General features: G+C 60.4%; 13 protein-coding genes. 9 read left to right on the forward strand and 4 right to left on the reverse strand.

Features of this window, described 5'->3' with window-relative positions; all coding sequences use genetic code 11:
- Nucleotides 1-83 precede the first annotated feature (83 nt).
- Nucleotides 84-2,051, reverse strand: coding sequence for a DNA primase (gene dnaG / locus G359_RS10880; RefSeq protein WP_045836150.1), 1,968 nt, complete (start codon nucleotides 2,049-2,051; stop codon nucleotides 84-86).
- A 168-nt stretch (nucleotides 2,052-2,219) separates the two neighbouring features.
- Nucleotides 2,220-2,657, reverse strand: coding sequence for a GatB/YqeY domain-containing protein (locus tag G359_RS10885; RefSeq protein WP_045836151.1), 438 nt, complete (start codon nucleotides 2,655-2,657; stop codon nucleotides 2,220-2,222).
- A 157-nt stretch (nucleotides 2,658-2,814) separates the two neighbouring features.
- Here G359_RS10885 and carA point away from each other — a divergent pair, with 157 nt between their 5' ends.
- From carA to greA, 6 genes are all read left to right on the forward strand, one after another.
- A complete protein-coding gene (gene carA, locus G359_RS10890) occupies nucleotides 2,815-4,014 on the forward strand; it encodes a glutamine-hydrolyzing carbamoyl-phosphate synthase small subunit (RefSeq protein ID WP_045836152.1) in 1,200 nt (399 codons plus the stop codon).
- A gap of 215 nt (nucleotides 4,015-4,229) precedes the next feature.
- Nucleotides 4,230-4,856: a hypothetical protein gene (locus G359_RS10895; RefSeq protein ID WP_045836153.1), complete on the forward strand. Its 627-nt coding sequence runs from the start codon at nucleotides 4,230-4,232 to the stop codon at nucleotides 4,854-4,856.
- Between the two features lie 36 nt (nucleotides 4,857-4,892).
- Entirely contained in the window at nucleotides 4,893-5,609 is a 717-nt protein-coding gene (locus G359_RS10900) for a hypothetical protein (RefSeq protein ID WP_045836154.1), read from the forward strand.
- 107 nt (nucleotides 5,610-5,716) lie between these two features.
- Nucleotides 5,717-6,943: an MFS transporter gene (locus G359_RS10905; RefSeq protein WP_045836155.1), complete on the forward strand. Its 1,227-nt coding sequence runs from the start codon at nucleotides 5,717-5,719 to the stop codon at nucleotides 6,941-6,943.
- A gap of 149 nt (nucleotides 6,944-7,092) precedes the next feature.
- The gene (carB, locus tag G359_RS10910; RefSeq protein ID WP_045836156.1) at nucleotides 7,093-10,368 is read left to right on the forward strand and encodes a carbamoyl-phosphate synthase large subunit; all 3,276 of its coding nucleotides are present in this window, start codon (nucleotides 7,093-7,095) and stop codon (nucleotides 10,366-10,368) included.
- Nucleotides 10,369-10,508: 140 nt separating this feature from the next.
- Nucleotides 10,509-10,982: a transcription elongation factor GreA gene (gene greA, locus G359_RS10915; protein WP_045837898.1), complete on the forward strand. Its 474-nt coding sequence runs from the start codon at nucleotides 10,509-10,511 to the stop codon at nucleotides 10,980-10,982.
- A gap of 24 nt (nucleotides 10,983-11,006) precedes the next feature.
- Here greA and G359_RS10920 read toward each other — a convergent pair whose 3' ends face one another.
- Complete coding sequence (locus G359_RS10920) at nucleotides 11,007-11,573, reverse strand: hypothetical protein (protein ID WP_045836157.1); 567 nt, start codon at nucleotides 11,571-11,573, stop codon at nucleotides 11,007-11,009.
- A 25-nt stretch (nucleotides 11,574-11,598) separates the two neighbouring features.
- Nucleotides 11,599-12,087 (reverse strand): Lrp/AsnC family transcriptional regulator, encoded by a 489-nt coding sequence (locus tag G359_RS10925; RefSeq protein ID WP_045836158.1) that lies wholly within the window; start codon nucleotides 12,085-12,087, stop codon nucleotides 11,599-11,601.
- A gap of 133 nt (nucleotides 12,088-12,220) precedes the next feature.
- Between G359_RS10925 and G359_RS10930 the strand changes: the two genes are divergently transcribed.
- The 3 genes from G359_RS10930 to ettA all read left to right on the forward strand — a co-directional run bounded on the left by G359_RS10930 (nucleotide 12,221) and on the right by ettA (nucleotide 15,821).
- Nucleotides 12,221-13,249, forward strand: a complete 1,029-nt coding sequence (locus G359_RS10930; protein ID WP_045837899.1) for a mitochondrial fission ELM1 family protein — start codon at nucleotides 12,221-12,223, stop codon at nucleotides 13,247-13,249.
- Nucleotides 13,250-13,277: 28 nt separating this feature from the next.
- Nucleotides 13,278-14,027 carry a CPBP family intramembrane glutamic endopeptidase gene (locus G359_RS10935; RefSeq protein ID WP_052699309.1) on the forward strand — a complete coding sequence of 250 codons (750 nt, stop codon included), beginning with the start codon at nucleotides 13,278-13,280 and terminating at the stop codon, nucleotides 14,025-14,027.
- A 135-nt stretch (nucleotides 14,028-14,162) separates the two neighbouring features.
- Entirely contained in the window at nucleotides 14,163-15,821 is a 1,659-nt protein-coding gene (ettA, locus tag G359_RS10940; RefSeq protein ID WP_045836159.1) for an energy-dependent translational throttle protein EttA, read from the forward strand.
- The last annotated feature ends 46 nt before the right edge of the window (nucleotides 15,822-15,867 follow it).

Genomic DNA, 15,867 nt, shown 5'->3' on the forward strand with positions numbered 1-15,867 from the left:
ACGAGAACGGCTAGATCATGAATTTTTAGGCTTCGAAACGCTGCGTGCTGCAACTCTCCGAAGCGTGAATGCTAACCACGCGCCTAGCTGGCGCGCTTGACGTCTGAATCGCTGTCGTCGGGCTGATCGAACTCGTCCATTTGGTCCATCGCCATCTCGCGGGCGATCTGGCGCTTGATGTCGAGAAGGCGATTTTCAGCCTCTTCTGTGCAATCCCGATACCAAGCCTCCTCAGCGCTCTTCAGGGCAAGGCCAAGCTCGGCCTGTCGCTGTTGTAGCGCAAGAATATGGTGCCAGGCGGCTTCGACATCGGTGGCGGAGGCATCTGGCTCGGCAAAACGGTCGCTTTTGTGCGTAATCGTTCGCGCGACGAGGTCCACCACCTTTGCAACCCCCGATTTGCTCAATTGGGTTCGTAAAGTTGCGCTGTCAAGGGAATTCTGGCGCGCATGCACCGCCAAAATTTCATCGCGGAGCGCTGAAATGGCAGGTGAAGCGAACTCAATGACGGCAACCGCTTCCGAATGCTCATCAATCAGCCATGGATGGTTAATAAGTGTTTTCAGGATCAGCGCCTCGCGCGGCGATATGCTCTGAAAATGACTTACAAGCTCTGGACTGGCCGATAAAGCCCCCGGATACGGCGGCTTGTCTGGAAACCGCTTGCCCGGTCCTGCAAGGCGGCTTCGCTCCCGTCCGCGCCAATCGGGCGCAGCCATGGGCCGGGCGTAAGAGGACTGAAATGACGCCCCTCCGGTGTTTCGATTCTGCGCTGACGATCTCTCTCGCCCAAGCTGATACAACCTGTCGCGCAACTCGCGGGCATAGTGGCTGCGAACCGTCGCATCTTGGATCGATTCGGTCAGGCCCTTGAGACGCGCTTCGAGCGCCGCGCGCTGTTCCGGCGTCCCGACTGGCTGAGCCTTCACCTCACGGTCCCACAGCACGTCGATGAGAGGGCGCGTTTTCTCCAGAACTTCTGTCATGGCGCCTGCGCCTCGCTGACGGACGAGATCATCTGGATCAAGACCGTCTGGGAGAAAGGCGAATGAAACGCTGAAGCCTGGCTTGACCAAGGGAAGAGCGATCTCGACGGCACGATCAGCGGCCTTGCGGCCGGCGCCATCGCCATCGAAGCACAAGGTAGGTTCTGGTGCAAAACGCCACAAAAGCTTCAACTGATCTTCGGTCAGGGCCGTTCCAAGCGGCGCGACGGTTTCGTTGAAACCCGCCTCGGCGAGCGCCACAACGTCCATGTAACCCTCGACCGCGATCACCCTGTTCTTGTCGTGGGCGGCGGCCCTGGCGCGGGCGGCATTAAAGAGGATGTGCCCCTTGTGAAACAGCGGTGTTTCCGGCGAATTCAAGTATTTGGCGGGTGCGTCCTTATCGAGCGCGCGGCCGCCGAATGCGATCACCCGCCCCTTGAGATCGAGGATCGGAAACATCACCCGGTTCCGGAACCGGTCGTAGGGCTCCGGAATGTCGTCGCCGGAAATGAGCATACCGGCGGTCGCCATGTCGGCCGGTGAAAATCCCTTGCCCTTGAGGTGGGCACTGAGGGCAGTGCGCGAGTTCGGTGCGAAGCCTAGCCGAAACGTCTGGATCGTCTCTCGCGCGAGGCCCCGCCTCTCGAGATAGCCGCGCGCCTCGGACCCGGGACCCATTCGCAGATTGTCTTCGAAAAATGCGGCTGAAGCTTCGAGAAGCCGGTATAGCCTCTCGCGCTGATCTTCCTGCTCGACGTTGCGCTCGGTGGGCTTGGGCATGGGAACGCCCGCTTCAGCCGCGAGCCGTTCCACAGCCTCCGGGAACTCGAGCCCCTCCGTTTTCATCAAAAAGGTGAAGATGTCGCCGTGCTCGCCCGAAGCGAAGCAATGGTAGAAACCCTTTTGATCGTTGACGAAGAATGAGGGCGATTTCTCCGTCTTGAACGGCGAAAGGCCCCGGAATTCGCGGCCGGACTTTTTGAGCGCGACTTTCCGGCCGACGACTTGGCTCACGAGGAGCCGCGATCGAATTTCATCCAGAAGGTTCGGACTGAAGCGCATAGGCGCGGAAAGCCTCGATGAGCGAAGTCAATGCCAAGGCGCAGTTTGGTCCGCCTCGGCTAGACACTGAATAGGTGATTCGCTTAGAAGCTCGCCTGAACAACGCCTTGTAACGCCGAGCCATACCCGCTTTCCACAGGCTCCCATATGGAACCCAACAGCGGAAGGTCAACCTAGCGCGGATTTAACTGCGGCGCTCGCCTTCTGAAAATCCATCTGGCCCGCGTACTTGGCCTTAAGCACGCCCATGACCTTGCCCATATCTTTGGCCGACGTTGCGCCCGTTTCCTTGATCGCATCAGCGACGGCGGCGGCAACAGCGCCTTCATCCATCTGCTTTGGCAGGTAGGCCTCGATGATGTCGATCTCGGCTTGCTCGGTGGCGGCAAGATCGGAGCGGCCGCCGCTTGTGTACTGCGCGATTGAATCGCGGCGTTGCTTCACCATCTTCGTCATGACGGCAAGCACGCCTGCGTCATCAAGTTCCTTCTTCGCTTCAATCTCAGCGGTTTGGATAGCCGCATTGATAAGCCTAAGTGTCCCAACGCGTTGTTTCTCTCCGGCTTTCATTGCCGTTTTAATATCGGCGTTGATCTTGGCGCGCATGGTACGTCTCCTTGGAACTAAGGTATTGGTTTACGAGGAGCGTGTACGCCCCGGCAATAAGTTTTCAGAGGTGACCATAATTGACGTTGAAAGGCCGTTCCCCTAGGTTCCCGCGCGATTTGAGCCTTTGCTCGAAGCCCCACTCAATGGATGACAGATGACCGCACCTGAACCCTGGACAGAAGTGCCTCTGACGGCGCGCCTCGTGTTAGACGACGGCACAGTCATTGCGGGCCGCGGTCTCGGTGCGACAGGCACCGCCGTCGGCGAGGTTTGCTTCAATACCGCGATCACCGGCTACCAAGAAATTCTGACGGATCCGAGCTACGCCGGACAGATCATTACGTTCACCTTTCCGCATATCGGCAACGTCGGTGCCAATCCGGAAGACACCGAGACGTCGAATCTCGCGTCGCGCTCGGGTGTACGCGGCTGCATTCTGCGCGCCGATATCACCGCCCCGTCGAATTATCGGGCAGCCGAACATCTCGATCAGTGGCTGAAGACACGCGGCATCATCGCGATCTCAGGCGTCGACACACGGGCGCTGACGGCGCGCATCCGCGAGAAGGGCATGCCGAACGGCGTCATCGCGCACGATCCGGCCGGCAAGTTCGACATCGACGCGTTGAAGGCTGAAGCGAAAGCTTGGCACGGCCTTCTGGGCCTCGACCTCGTCCCCGAAGTCACCAGCGGCCAGAGCTACTCTTGGGATGAGCAGCGCTGGGTCTGGAACAAAGGCTTCGAGCGCAACGAGCACCCGGAATTCCACGTCGTAGCCATCGACTACGGCCTGAAGCGCAACATCCTGCGTTGCCTCGCGTCCGCCGGCTGCAAGGTGACGGTCGTCCCGGCGACGGAGAAGGCTGAAGACGTTCTCGCCCGCAATCCGGATGGCGTCTTCCTGTCCAACGGTCCGGGAGATCCGGCGGCGACGGGCGAATACGCCGTGCCGGAAATCAAGAAGCTCGTCGATAGCGGCAAACCGGTGTTCGGCATCTGCCTCGGCCATCAGATGCTCGGCCTCGCGCTGGGCGCGACGACGAAGAAGATGCATCAAGGCCACCACGGCGCGAACCATCCGGTGAAGGACTTCACGACCAACAAGGTCGAGATCGTTTCGATGAACCACGGCTTCGCGGTCGACCGCGAAAGTCTGCCCAATGGCGTCGTCGAAACGCACGTCTCGCTGTTCGACGGCTCGAACTGCGGCTTGGCGCTCGAAGGCAAGCCTGTCTTCTCCGTGCAGCACCATCCGGAAGCATCTCCGGGCCCGCAGGACAGCCACTATCTGTTCACGCGCTTCGCCAACATGATGCGTAATCAGAAGGGCCAGCCGGCGCGCCGCGAGCGCTGATCAGGAAGCGTCATCGGTCAGTAATTTCGTCTGCGCTCGTTTGATCGAGCGCGGACGCTTTCATGCGCGAAGGCGGGCCGGCGCTCAGATCCCAGGTGAGTCCGACGACACCGCCGGCCGTTCATCTCCCGGTCCCACAAATCAACCTTGCTTAACTTTAAGATCGCTTCACGGGCGGTTCTGAGTATAACCAGGGAAAAATCTGGAGGAAATGAATGCGCGCGCTTTGCTTGGCCATCCTCTCGCTCGCGGTGGCAGCACCGGCTTTCGCGGCCGATTGCACGAACGATGTTCTAGCCGCCTTTGCAAAGCAGCGAGCGTCCAAGGCGTTCCGCGTCGAATTCAGCCAGCCGACGGTTGAGGGCGAAGTCCACATGACGATCGACTACATGCCCCCCAACAGGATGCTGCAGACTGTTACATCTCCCGCGATGCCGGGCGAGCAGCAGACGATGCTGGTCGGCGACCGTGCGTTTGCGGGAACGAGCGGCGCCTTCGAAGAGCTTCTGCCCCAGTTTACGCAATCGATCGTCGCCGAGGCGAACCAAGCCATGTTCGCGCAGCCCAATGGCCTAGGCAACTTTGAGTGCCTTGGACCGGCGAAGCTGGATGGGCAGGATTTCGTCGCTTACCGCACAGCCGACAAAGCTCCGGCGAACGCCGATCACGCGAAGGCGATGGCCAGAACGATCTACGTCGACCCCGTGACCGGTCTGCCCGCGTTCAATATCGTGGCGAACCTCACGGAGGGCGCCAAGCCCCTCTTGAAGGTCAAGTATTCCTACCCAACCGATATCGACATCGTTGCGCCCACGAACGCTCCCGTGCAAAAGCTCCGTTAAATTCAGCCGCTCCCCGGCCTCAGTTAGGATATTCCTATGCGCCGCATCGCGCTCGCTCTCGTGACAGTCGCCGCTCTCTCTGGCCCAGCTTTCGCACAGGCTCCGACCCCGGAAGCTGCCCCTAAAGCCAAGCCCAACGCCAACCCATGCGCCGATGAGGTTTCCGCCGCGCTTCAAAAGCTTCGGAAGTCGTCATGGTTCCGTATGGACACCCGCATGCTGACGGAGAACGGCCCGACGGAGATGCAGGTCGATTATGTTCTTCCCGACCGCATGCATCAGAAAGTGACTGCGAAACTGACCGACAAGACGACGGAATTGATCCTCGTTGGAAACGAAGCCTGGTCGAAGCAGGATGAAACGGGCTGGCATGCGCTGCCGCGGCAGGTTGCCAACCAGATCAAAGATCAGATGCAGGAATCCGTCCTGACGCAGCAGACGGATGTCGGAAGTTACGCCTGCAAGGGCCGTACGCAATTCGAGGGGCGCGATGCCCTGTCCTACCGGCTCGATAACGAGCCGGAGAAGGGCTCCACCGCTGATCCGAACCAGGCGTATCGCATGTTCTACGTCGATCCGCTCACGGGCCTGCCCGTCAGCAATACGATTTTGGCGCCGGGCCATGAAGATAAGCCCATCTTCAAGACCACCTACAGCTTTCCGCTCGACATGAAGATCGATCCCCCGAAGGATGTGGTCGCAGCTCCTCCCGCTCCACAGACGACCGGCAGCGAACCAGCTCCCGGCAAATAACCCTCAGATCTTGCCTCGGTTTACGCGCTGACCGGGATGGCTGGTATGCCTGGCCGAACGATGACTCGGCGTCGCTTCCGCGTTAGAAGCGGCGCCGGAGATTTTCCATGACCACATTAGAATCGTCCCGCTCGGCGCTCCGCGCGCCGATGGCAACAGCTTCGCTCGCTGTCCTCTGCGCAGTCAGCTTCTGCCACCTTCTCAACGACGTCATGCAGTCGTTGCTCGTGGCCGTCTATCCGATACTGAAACACGAATATGGCCTGAACTTCTGGCAAATCGGCCTTCTGACGCTGGCCTTCCAGATAACGGCGTCGCTGCTGCAACCCTTCATCGGTCACTTTACCGACAAGCGCCCTGTTCCCTATTCGACGAGCATCGGAATGGGGTCGACGCTCATAGGCCTCCTGATGCTGGCCTATGCGAACAGCTATGCGGGCCTGATCGTGGGCGCGGCCTGCGTCGGTATCGGCTCCGCGATCTTTCACCCTGAGTCGTCGCGAATTGCGCGCATGGCGTCGGGTGGACGCCACGGCTTCGCGCAATCGCTGTTTCAGCTGGGCGGCAACTTCGGCACAGCAATCGGTCCGTTGTTGGCAGCGTTCATCGTGTTGCCCCGCGGTCAGCAGAGCATCGCCTGGTTCGGCGTGATCGCGCTCGTCGGCATGGTGATCCTGTGGAAAGTCAGCCAGTGGGCGACGTCCGCGCGCGGGAAGAGCGTCAATCAGCTGCGCACCGTCGGGCTCATTCATTCGCGCCAGCGAACCGCCCTCGCGCTGACGGTTCTCGCCCTGCTGGTTTTCACCAAGAACGTCTACATGGCGAGCGTTACCAGCTATTACACCTTCTATGCCATCCATCGCTTCGGCGTTTCCGTGCAGGCGTCGCAGTTGATGCTCTTCGCATTTCTCGGAGCGTCCGCGGTTGGCACCATGCTTGGCGGTCTTTTTGGCGACCGCTTCGGCGCTAAGACGGTGATCTGGTTCTCGATCCTCGGCTGCCTGCCATTCACGTTGGCGCTGCCCTACGCCGACCTCAACTGGACGATTGCGCTTTCCGTGATGATTGGTCTCATCCTGTCGTCGGCCTTCCCGGCAATCGTCGTCTTCGCGCAAGAACTTGTGCCGGGGCGGGTCGGCATGATCGCTGGCATCTTTTTCGGCTTCGCTTTCGGCATGGGCGGCATCGGAGCGGCCGTTCTAGGCGTCGTCGCTGACGCCAAAGGCATAGATTATGTCTACCAGATCTGCTCTTACCTGCCGTTTCTGGGCCTGCTGACCGTGTTTCTTCCAAGCTCCGATGCGCCAGAATGTGACAACGTAAAAAAGGGATAAACACGCTTATCCGCCAAGAACGATCGCGCGAAAAATTTTCGGGGTTTCCCCAGCGCAGCGCATTGCCTATAAGGCCCACTTAGCCCGACCCCTGATCCAATCCTGAGCCGACCGCGTCATCGCGAGCCTCGGCCAAATCCGTGCGCCGAATGCCAAAACGAACTGACATCAATTCAATTCTCATCATCGGCGCAGGCCCGATCGTCATCGGCCAAGCGTGCGAGTTCGACTATTCCGGCACGCAGGCCTGCAAGGCGCTGAGAGCCGAGGGCTATCGGATCATCCTCGTCAATTCCAATCCCGCGACGATCATGACCGATCCCGATCTCGCGGACGCAACCTACGTCGAGCCGATCACGCCGGACGTGGTGGCGAAGATCATCGCCAAAGAGCGCCCCGACGCGATCCTTCCGACGATGGGCGGGCAAACGGCTCTGAACACCGCGCTTGCTCTCCACCAGCAGGGCATCCTCAACAAGTACGGCGTCGAACTCATCGGCGCCAAGGCCGAAGCCATCGACAAGGCCGAAGATCGCCAGCTCTTCCGTGAAGCGATGCGCGAAATCGGCCTCGAGACGCCGCGTTCGGAACTCGTCAATTCGCGTGATGAAGCAGCAGCCGCACTCGAGCACGTCGGACTTCCGGCGATCATCAGACCGTCGTTCACGCTCGGCGGCACCGGCGGCGGCATCGCTTATAACCGCGAAGAATACTTCGAAATCATCGATCGCGGTCTCGACGCTTCGCCGACATCGCAGGTCCTCGTCGAGGAAAGCGTTCTCGGCTGGAAAGAATACGAGATGGAAGTCGTTCGCGATAAGGCGGACAACTGCATCATCATCTGCTCGATCGAGAACATCGATCCGATGGGCGTGCACACGGGCGACAGCATCACCGTCGCGCCCGCGCTGACGCTGACAGACAAAGAATACCAGATCATGCGCGACGCCTCGATCGCGGTTCTGCGCGAGATCGGCGTCGAGACCGGCGGTTCGAACGTCCAGTTCGCAGTCAATCCGGCTGACGGCCGTCTCGTCGTCATCGAGATGAACCCGCGCGTTTCGAGATCCTCGGCGCTGGCATCGAAGGCGACGGGCTTCCCGATCGCCAAGGTCGCCGCCAAGCTTGCCGTCGGGTACACGCTCGACGAAATTCAGAACGAAATCACCGGCGGCGCGACACCGGCGTCGTTCGAGCCGACGATCGATTACGTCGTCACGAAAATCCCGCGCTTCGCCTTCGAGAAATTTGTCGGCGCCGACACCACGCTGACCACGTCGATGAAGTCGGTCGGCGAGGCGATGGCGATCGGCCGGACATTTGCGGAGAGCATGCAGAAAGCTCTGCGCTCGATGGAAACCGGCCTGACCGGCTTCGACGACGTGCAGCTCGAAGGCCTGGGGCAGGGCGACGACAAGAACGTCGTCCGCGCGGCTGTTTCCCGCCCGACCTTCGATCGCATCTTGAAGGTGGCGCAAGCCTTCCGCGAAGGCTTCTCGCTCGACGAAATCCATCAGTATTGCAAGATCGATCCCTGGTTCCTGACCGAGATCAAAGCCATCGTCGACACGGAAGCCCGCGTCGTCGCGCACGGACTGCCGAAGTCGGCTTCCCAGCTTCGCGCGCTCAAGGCGCAAGGCTTCTCGGATGCGCGTCTCGCCAAGCTCGCGAAGACAACGGAAGCCGACGTTCGCGCCCGACGCAAGGCTCTGGGCGTCGAGCCCGTGTTCAAGCGCATCGATACGTGTGCTGCCGAATTCGCCTCGCCGACCGCCTATATGTATTCGACCTACGAAACGGGTCTGAACGGCGATCCGGTCTGCGAAGCCGACCCTACGGCCAAGAACAAGATCATCATCCTCGGTGGTGGCCCGAACCGCATCGGCCAGGGTATCGAATTCGACTACTGCTGCTGCCACGCGTGCTTTGCGCTGACGGCCGCCGGATTCGAGACGATCATGATCAACTGCAATCCGGAAACGGTGTCGACAGACTACGATACCTCGGATCGTCTGTTCTTCGAGCCGTTGACCGCTGAAGATGTTCTCGAAGTCATTCGCGTCGAAAGCACAAAGGGTACGCTCAAGGGCGTGATCGTGCAGTTCGGCGGCCAGACGCCGCTCAAGCTCGCGAGCGCATTGGAAGAGGCGGGCGTTCCGATCCTGGGCACCTCGCCCGACGCCATCGATCTCGCCGAAGATCGCGATCGTTTCAAAGCTCTGATCGACAAACTGGGGCTCTCCCAGCCGAAGAGCGGCATCGCCAAATCTCCGGGCGAAGCACGCGGCATCGCCGAGCAGATCGGCTATCCGGTCGTTATCCGTCCGTCCTACGTTCTGGGCGGTCGCGGAATGGAAATCGTCCACGATGGAGCGGAGGTCGACCGTTACGTCGCCCGCCTTTCAGCGACACTCGACAAGCCCTCGGAACTCGTCGTCTCCGATAAGCGTCCGCTTCTAATCGACAGCTATCTGACCGACGCGGTCGAAGTTGACGTGGACTGCCTGTCGGACGGCAAGGATACCTTCGTCGCCGGTATCATGGAGCATATCGAGGAAGCCGGGATTCACTCCGGCGACAGCGCCTGCTCGTTGCCGCCGCACTCGTTGTCACCGGCAATCATCGCTGAGCTCGAGCGGCAGACGCGCGAACTCGCCCTCGCGCTGCGCGTCGTCGGTTTGATGAACGTTCAGTTCGCGATCAAGGACGAGCAGGTCTTCATCCTCGAAGTCAATCCACGAGCATCGCGAACGGTACCGTTCGTCGCCAAGGTCATCGGCCTGCCGATTGCCTCTATCGCCTCGCAGGTGATGGCTGGCAAACCGCTTGCCGATTTCAAGCTGACGAAGCCCAACTACAAGCATATCGCGGTCAAGGAAGCCGTATTTCCGTTCGCGCGGTTCCTGGGCGTCGATCCGATCCTCGGACCCGAAATGCGCTCGACCGGCGAAGTCATGGGCATCGACCGCGACTTTGCGATGGCTTTCGGAAAGAGCCAGCTCGGCGCCGGCCAGAAACTGCCATCTAGCGGCACGGTTTTTGTCTCGGTTAAGGAAAGCGATAAGGCCCGCGTCGTCGCCCCCGTCCGGGAGCTCGCCGCAATGGGCTTCAAGGTCGTGGCCACCCGCGGAACGAAGCGCTTCCTCGAGGCCAACGGCATCCAGTGTGACGCCATCAACAAGGTCCTGGAAGGCCGTCCGCACATCGTCGATGCGATGAAGAACGGGGATATCCACCTTGTGTTCAATACAACCGAAGGGTCTAAAGCCCTTAGCGACAGCAAGGACATCCGGCGCACGGCCTTGCTACACCATATCCCCTACTATACAACATTGGCGGGGGCAGTAGCGGTAACTCGGGCCATTAAAGCACTGGCATCGGACACGCTGGATGTTGCACCGTTGCAGGCCTTCGCCCACCGCTAAGTATATCGTCGAGTGTTCGGAACGCGCCGAAAGGCGCGGCCGGGCTTCGTTGCTTTCCTAATTACCAACCCTCCTGCTATCGTGCGTTTGGGGTTCACCCCAACCACGATTTAGCCGTTCGGAAGATTTTGGAGAAGATGATGGAACGGGTGCCGATGACGCTTGAGGGTTACAAGAACCTCGAGGAAGAACTGCACCGCCTAAAGGCTGTCGAGCGCCCGCGCATCATCGCGGCGATCTCCGAAGCACGCGCCCACGGCGACCTCTCCGAAAACGCCGAGTACCATGCCGCCAAGGAGCAGCAGGGCTTGAACGAGGCACGCGTCGCCGAGATCGAGGACAAGATCAACCGCGCCGAAGTTATTGATATAACCAAGCTTTCCGGCGACACGATCAAGTTCGGCGCAACCGTGACGTTGCAGGACGAAGATTCGGGCGACAAGGTCACTTACACGATCGTCGGTGATACGGAAGCCGATCTGCGCAACCGCAGAATATCCATCTCCTCCCCCATCGCGCGTGCGCTGATCGGAAAGTCCAAGGGCGAAAGCGTCGACGTCACGACGCCCAAGGGAACGCGTACGCTCGAAGTTCTGCAGGTGAACTGGGGCTGAGCCGAGCCGGTCTAATTCGACCGTTCAATCGTTGGTGCTGCTGTCGAAGAATGCCTCGGCTGACCGGCATTCTTCCTTCGACTGAACAAGCTCGAAGGTGCGATCGTCTCCGTTTTTGCCGCTGAGTTCGACGTCGCCCGCGCCGCCTTGGATTGCGATACCGCTGTCGCCGGTCTCGAGGCGGAGGCCGCCGCCATCTCGGGGCATGAGGCGAAAGACGCCGCCGTCGCCTTCGAGAAAGCACTCGAAATCCGCGTCGTTCGTCTTGCAGCTCGCGGCCTGTCCGTACCAGTCGGGGCCGGATTTCAGCATGAGCCCAAAGCCGATTTCGAACCGGTCAGCGGAATTCGGCGTTCCGTCTGAATTCTGTTTGGCAAGGTCGATCTCGATTTTGCGGACCCTCTGGTCCGGATGCCCCTGGAGAAAGGGCTCGTCATAGGTTCGCGCGAAGCAGGGCGCACCGTCGAGCACGTTCGCGAAATAGTTGTTGAAGAGATCGTCCGAGGTAGCGGCACTGGACGGCAATACGCTCGCAGCTGAGATAACGAGCGCTCTTCCAATCCGCAGCGCCAGATTAGAAAAGGTTTTCATCAACCCTCCGCAATATGCCCGTACTCTAACTTCCTTCCGGGCTTTCCATGCTGATCGGCACGCCCGGATCCCGTTTCGCCCGACGGATTGTCAGATAGGTTTTGACGCTGGCCACGTTCGGCGCCGCGGTCAGTTCATCGAGCACGAAGCTCTGAAACCGTTGCAAATCCCGAGCAATACACTTCAGTATAAAGTCGCTTTCGCCGGACAGCATGTAGGCCTCACGGACGAGGGGCCAGCCGAGAATTCTGTTTTCGAAGGCACGGAGATCGGATTCCGCCTGATTGTGCAGCCGGACCATGGCGAATGCCGTCAGCGCATATCCAAGCCTTACCTCGTCGACGAGAGCAGTATAGCTTGTGATGAGCCCGGCTTCCTCGAGCGCACGCACGCGCCGAAGGCAAGGCGGCGCCGATAAACCGATGCGGTTGGCGAGAGCGATATTGGTAATACGTCCATCGGCCTGCAGTTCGCGCAAGATCCGCCAGTCCGTCTCGTCGAGTTCGATTGCCATGGAGCCGCCAAGATAGGGAAGCCGGAGTAATAACAGGAATGTAGATCCTCGCACGAAGTTTCGCTTATTTCTTTAATTGGACCGCGGCTATCCTCGGGATCGCCTCGGTGAGAAGCCGCAAAGTTTGTCGATCATGACCCGCACCCACCCATACGCGACCCTATTTCAGGGCCAAACGGCCTGGATTTTCTCCGACGGGAAGGCCGGTCATGAAGCGCAAGCCCTTGGCGTCGTCGAGGCGCTCGGACTGTCGCCTGAGATCCGCCGGATCGATCTGACTGGCATCTACAAGTTTATGGCCCCTTGGGGTCCGCTCCCGGCTGCGGAAGCTGTCAATGGCGGCAGACTGCGTATCGCCCCGCCGTGGCCCACGTTTGCGTTCGCGACAGGGCGGACGACGATACCCTACATCCGCGCACTGAGACGCCGCGCCGGTTTCGAAACCTATACCGTCATCCTGATGGACCCGCGCACCGGGCCAAATAGTGCCGACCTCATATGGGTTCCCGCGCACGATCGGCGCCGGGGCCCGAATGTCATCTCGACGCTGACGGCGCCGCATCGATTCTCACCGGCCCGCTTGCGTGCACTCAACACCAACGCGCCGCCGAAAATCGCCGCTTTGCCGCGGCCGCGCATCGCGTGCCTGATCGGCGGCCCCAACGGCGACTATCGATACTCGCCCGCCGACGAGACGCGCCTGGTGGAGACGTTGGGCCGCTTGGCGGACAGCGGAGCCGGGCTGATGATCACCACGTCGCGGCGCACGCCTGAGCGGCTCGCGGCACGCATAAGGGGTTCGGTTGCTGCCTCGCGTGCTTTCTTCTGGGAAGGAGAAGGACAAAATCCCTATCCCGACTTTGTCGCCCATGCCGACATGTTCGTCATCACCGCCGACAGCGTCAGCATGACCTGCGAGGCAGCCGCGACAGGGCGCCCGATCTTCATCTTCACGCCGAGCGGCGGAAGCGCGAAGTTCAATCGTTTCCACTCCGGGCTCGCGTCCTATGGCGCGACGCGGCCGTTGCCCCCGCCGGGCGAAGCGCTGCCCTCGTGGACTTACGAGCCCTTGCACTCGGCGGAGTTTATCGCCGCTGAAATAACGAAGCGCTGGCGCCGGCGAGCCGAACTGCTGCCGGGGTTGGTCAAAGCGAAGATGTAAGGGCGGGAAGGCGAGAGGCGGAGAGGTGATGACGAAAGTCTTCTCGTCGAAAGATGTCGTCTCCGGCTCAGCCGATCTTTGCGCCGGTGGAACGCTCGCCCAATCGTTCGACGTCATTCATCCCTCTCAACAGCGCAGACTGCAGCTCTGGGCCGAACTCGGCGTGCTATTCGTCGGAATGCCGCTGCTGATGCGGATTGCCGTCTTCGATTACCGCGTTCCCCTATTTTATGCGCTGCCACCCGTGTTCATGGGCTTCATTGCCTTCCTGTATTTTGATCGCACCTTCAGCCTGAAGAAGGAATTGAGCCGTGCGGTCTCCGGGTCCACGGCGCTCTCGATCCTCGGGACCTTCATCATCGGCAGCGCGCTCGTCGGCTCGCTCGTCGCGGTGTTGATGCCTGACCGATTATTCGCCCTCGCCGCAGAGCGCCCAGGTCTCTGGCTGAAGATCATGTCGCTCTATCCGTTTACGTCCGTGCTGCCCCAGGAGTTCGCTTACAGGGTTTTCTTTTTTCACCGTTACGGAGCGTTGTTCCAGTCACGCTGGACCTTGATTTTCGCCAACGCATTGGCATTTGGATTTGCCCACATCCTCTTCCGCAACTGGCTCGCGGTCGGCGGAACGTTCGTTGTCGGATTGCTGCTGGCTTGGCGCTACGAGCGCACCCGGTCGTTCTGGTCGGTCTACATGGAACACGTCCTCTGGGGATGGCTCGTATTCACCATCGGGCTCGGCGTATTTTTCTTCACCGGGGTCAAAAATCCCGCGTGGTGAACGACACCGCTCGGCGAATTCCTCCCGTGCCCGCGGCACGTCGCACATGGGCGCAATGATACAATTGAGGAAGCCGCAACAATCGGCTAGGAAGACCCCAATCCCTAAACCTCTACTCCGAACGAGGCGCCGCGCATGGCTGCACACCAGTACGTTTATCATATGCACAAGCTTTCCAAGACCTATCCGGGCGGGAAGCAGGTGCTGAAGGACGTCTCACTTTCCTTCCTGCCGGGCGCAAAGATTGGCGTTGTCGGCCTGAACGGCGCCGGTAAATCGACGCTTCTGAAGATCATGGCTGGCCGGATCGACGATTTCACGGGCGAAGCGCGCCCGGCTGATGGCATCAAGGTCGGTTATCTGCCGCAAGAACCCGAGCTTGATCCGAACAAGGATGTTCTCGGCAACGCGATGGAAGGCGTGGCTGAGAAGAAGGCCATTCTCGATCGCTATAACGAAATCGCGGCAAACTACACCGAAGAGACCGCCGATGAGATGACGGCGCTCCAGGATCAGATCGACGCCCAGAACCTCTGGGACCTCGATGCTCAAGTCGAGCAGGCGCTCGATGCCTTGCGCTCGCCACCCGGCGACTCGGATGTCACGAAGCTCTCCGGCGGCGAAAAGCGCCGCGTCGCTCTGACGAAGCTCCTGCTGTCGAAGCCTGACATTCTGCTCCTCGACGAGCCGACCAACCATCTCGACGCCGAGAGCGTCGCCTGGCTCGAACGCTACCTCAAGGAATACACGGGCTGCGTCATCCTCGTGACCCACGACCGCTACTTCCTCGATAACATCACGGAGTGGACGCTCGAACTCGACCGCGGGCAGGGCGTGCCGTGGAAAGGCAACTATTCCGGCTGGCTCGAACAGAAGGCCAAGCGCGAAGCCGTCGAGAAGGCGCAGGAGGAGGGCAAGCAAAAGGCTCTCTCGCGCGAACTCGAATGGATCCGCTCGTCGCCGAAAGCCCGTCAGGCCAAGTCAAAAGCTCGTATCACCGCTTATGAGAAGCTTGCCGATGAGGCGGGCCGCGAGGAAACGGGACGCGCATCGATCCAGATCGCAACCGGCCCGCGCCTTGGCGGCGTCGTCATCGAAGCGGAAGGCCTGACGAAAGCCTTCGGCGACCGCCTGCTGATCGACAATCTCTCGTTCAAGCTTCCGCCCGGCGGCATCGTCGGCGTCATCGGCCCGAACGGCGCCGGTAAGACGACGTTGTTCAAGATGCTTACCGGCGTGGAGAAGCCCGACAAGGGATCCATCCGGCTCGGCGATACGGTGAAGATCGCCTACGTCGATCAGTCCCGCGCCCACTTGGACGACAAGAAGACGGTCTGGGAAGAGATCTCAGGCGGCCTCGACCAAATGCTGCTCGGCGGCAAGAAGGAAGTTCCGAGCCGCGCCTATTGCGGCTGGTTCAACTTCAAGGGGGCCGACCAGCAGAAGAAGGTCGGCATGCTTTCGGGCGGCGAACGCAACCGCGTGCATCTCGCCAAGCTCCTGAAGGAGGGTGGCAACCTGCTGCTGCTCGACGAGCCGACCAACGACCTCGACACGGAGACGCTCGGCGCGCTCGAAGCGGCGCTCGAAGATTTCCCCGGTTGCGCCGTGGTCATCTCGCATGACCGCTTCTTCCTGGATCGTCTCGCGACGCACATTCTCGCATTCGAAGGCGACAGCCACGTCGAATGGTTTGAAGGCAACTTCGCGGACTACGAAGAAGACAAGAAGCGCCGCCTCGGTGATCAGGCCGTCGAACCGCACCGGATCAAGTTCAAGCGCTTCGAACGGTGATTGAATCCGCCAGCCATCGGACGGTCACGCACATCCGCTCGGAGTG

The sequence above is a fragment of the Hyphomicrobium sp. 99 genome (genome assembly GCF_000384335.2).
Taxonomy (GTDB): Bacteria; Pseudomonadota; Alphaproteobacteria; order Rhizobiales; family Hyphomicrobiaceae; genus Hyphomicrobium_B.

Bases quoted from the DNA above. Each gene is read 5' to 3' on its own strand.
- dnaG (WP_045836150.1), bottom strand. From the start codon at position 2,051: ATGCGCTTCAGTCCGAACCTTCTGGATGAAATTCGATCGCGGCTCCTC.
- G359_RS10885 (WP_045836151.1), bottom strand. From the start codon at position 2,657: ATGCGCGCCAAGATCAACGCCGATATTAAAACGGCAATGAAAGCCGGA.
- carA (WP_045836152.1), top strand. From the start codon at position 2,815: ATGACCGCACCTGAACCCTGGACAGAAGTGCCTCTGACGGCGCGCCTC.
- G359_RS10895 (WP_045836153.1), top strand. From the start codon at position 4,230: ATGCGCGCGCTTTGCTTGGCCATCCTCTCGCTCGCGGTGGCAGCACCG.
- G359_RS10900 (WP_045836154.1), top strand. From the start codon at position 4,893: ATGCGCCGCATCGCGCTCGCTCTCGTGACAGTCGCCGCTCTCTCTGGC.
- G359_RS10905 (WP_045836155.1), top strand. From the start codon at position 5,717: ATGACCACATTAGAATCGTCCCGCTCGGCGCTCCGCGCGCCGATGGCA.
- carB (WP_045836156.1), top strand. From the start codon at position 7,093: ATGCCAAAACGAACTGACATCAATTCAATTCTCATCATCGGCGCAGGC.
- greA (WP_045837898.1), top strand. From the start codon at position 10,509: ATGGAACGGGTGCCGATGACGCTTGAGGGTTACAAGAACCTCGAGGAA.
- G359_RS10920 (WP_045836157.1), bottom strand. From the start codon at position 11,573: ATGAAAACCTTTTCTAATCTGGCGCTGCGGATTGGAAGAGCGCTCGTT.
- G359_RS10925 (WP_045836158.1), bottom strand. From the start codon at position 12,087: ATGGCAATCGAACTCGACGAGACGGACTGGCGGATCTTGCGCGAACTG.
- G359_RS10930 (WP_045837899.1), top strand. From the start codon at position 12,221: ATGACCCGCACCCACCCATACGCGACCCTATTTCAGGGCCAAACGGCC.
- G359_RS10935 (WP_052699309.1), top strand. From the start codon at position 13,278: ATGACGAAAGTCTTCTCGTCGAAAGATGTCGTCTCCGGCTCAGCCGAT.
- ettA (WP_045836159.1), top strand. From the start codon at position 14,163: ATGGCTGCACACCAGTACGTTTATCATATGCACAAGCTTTCCAAGACC.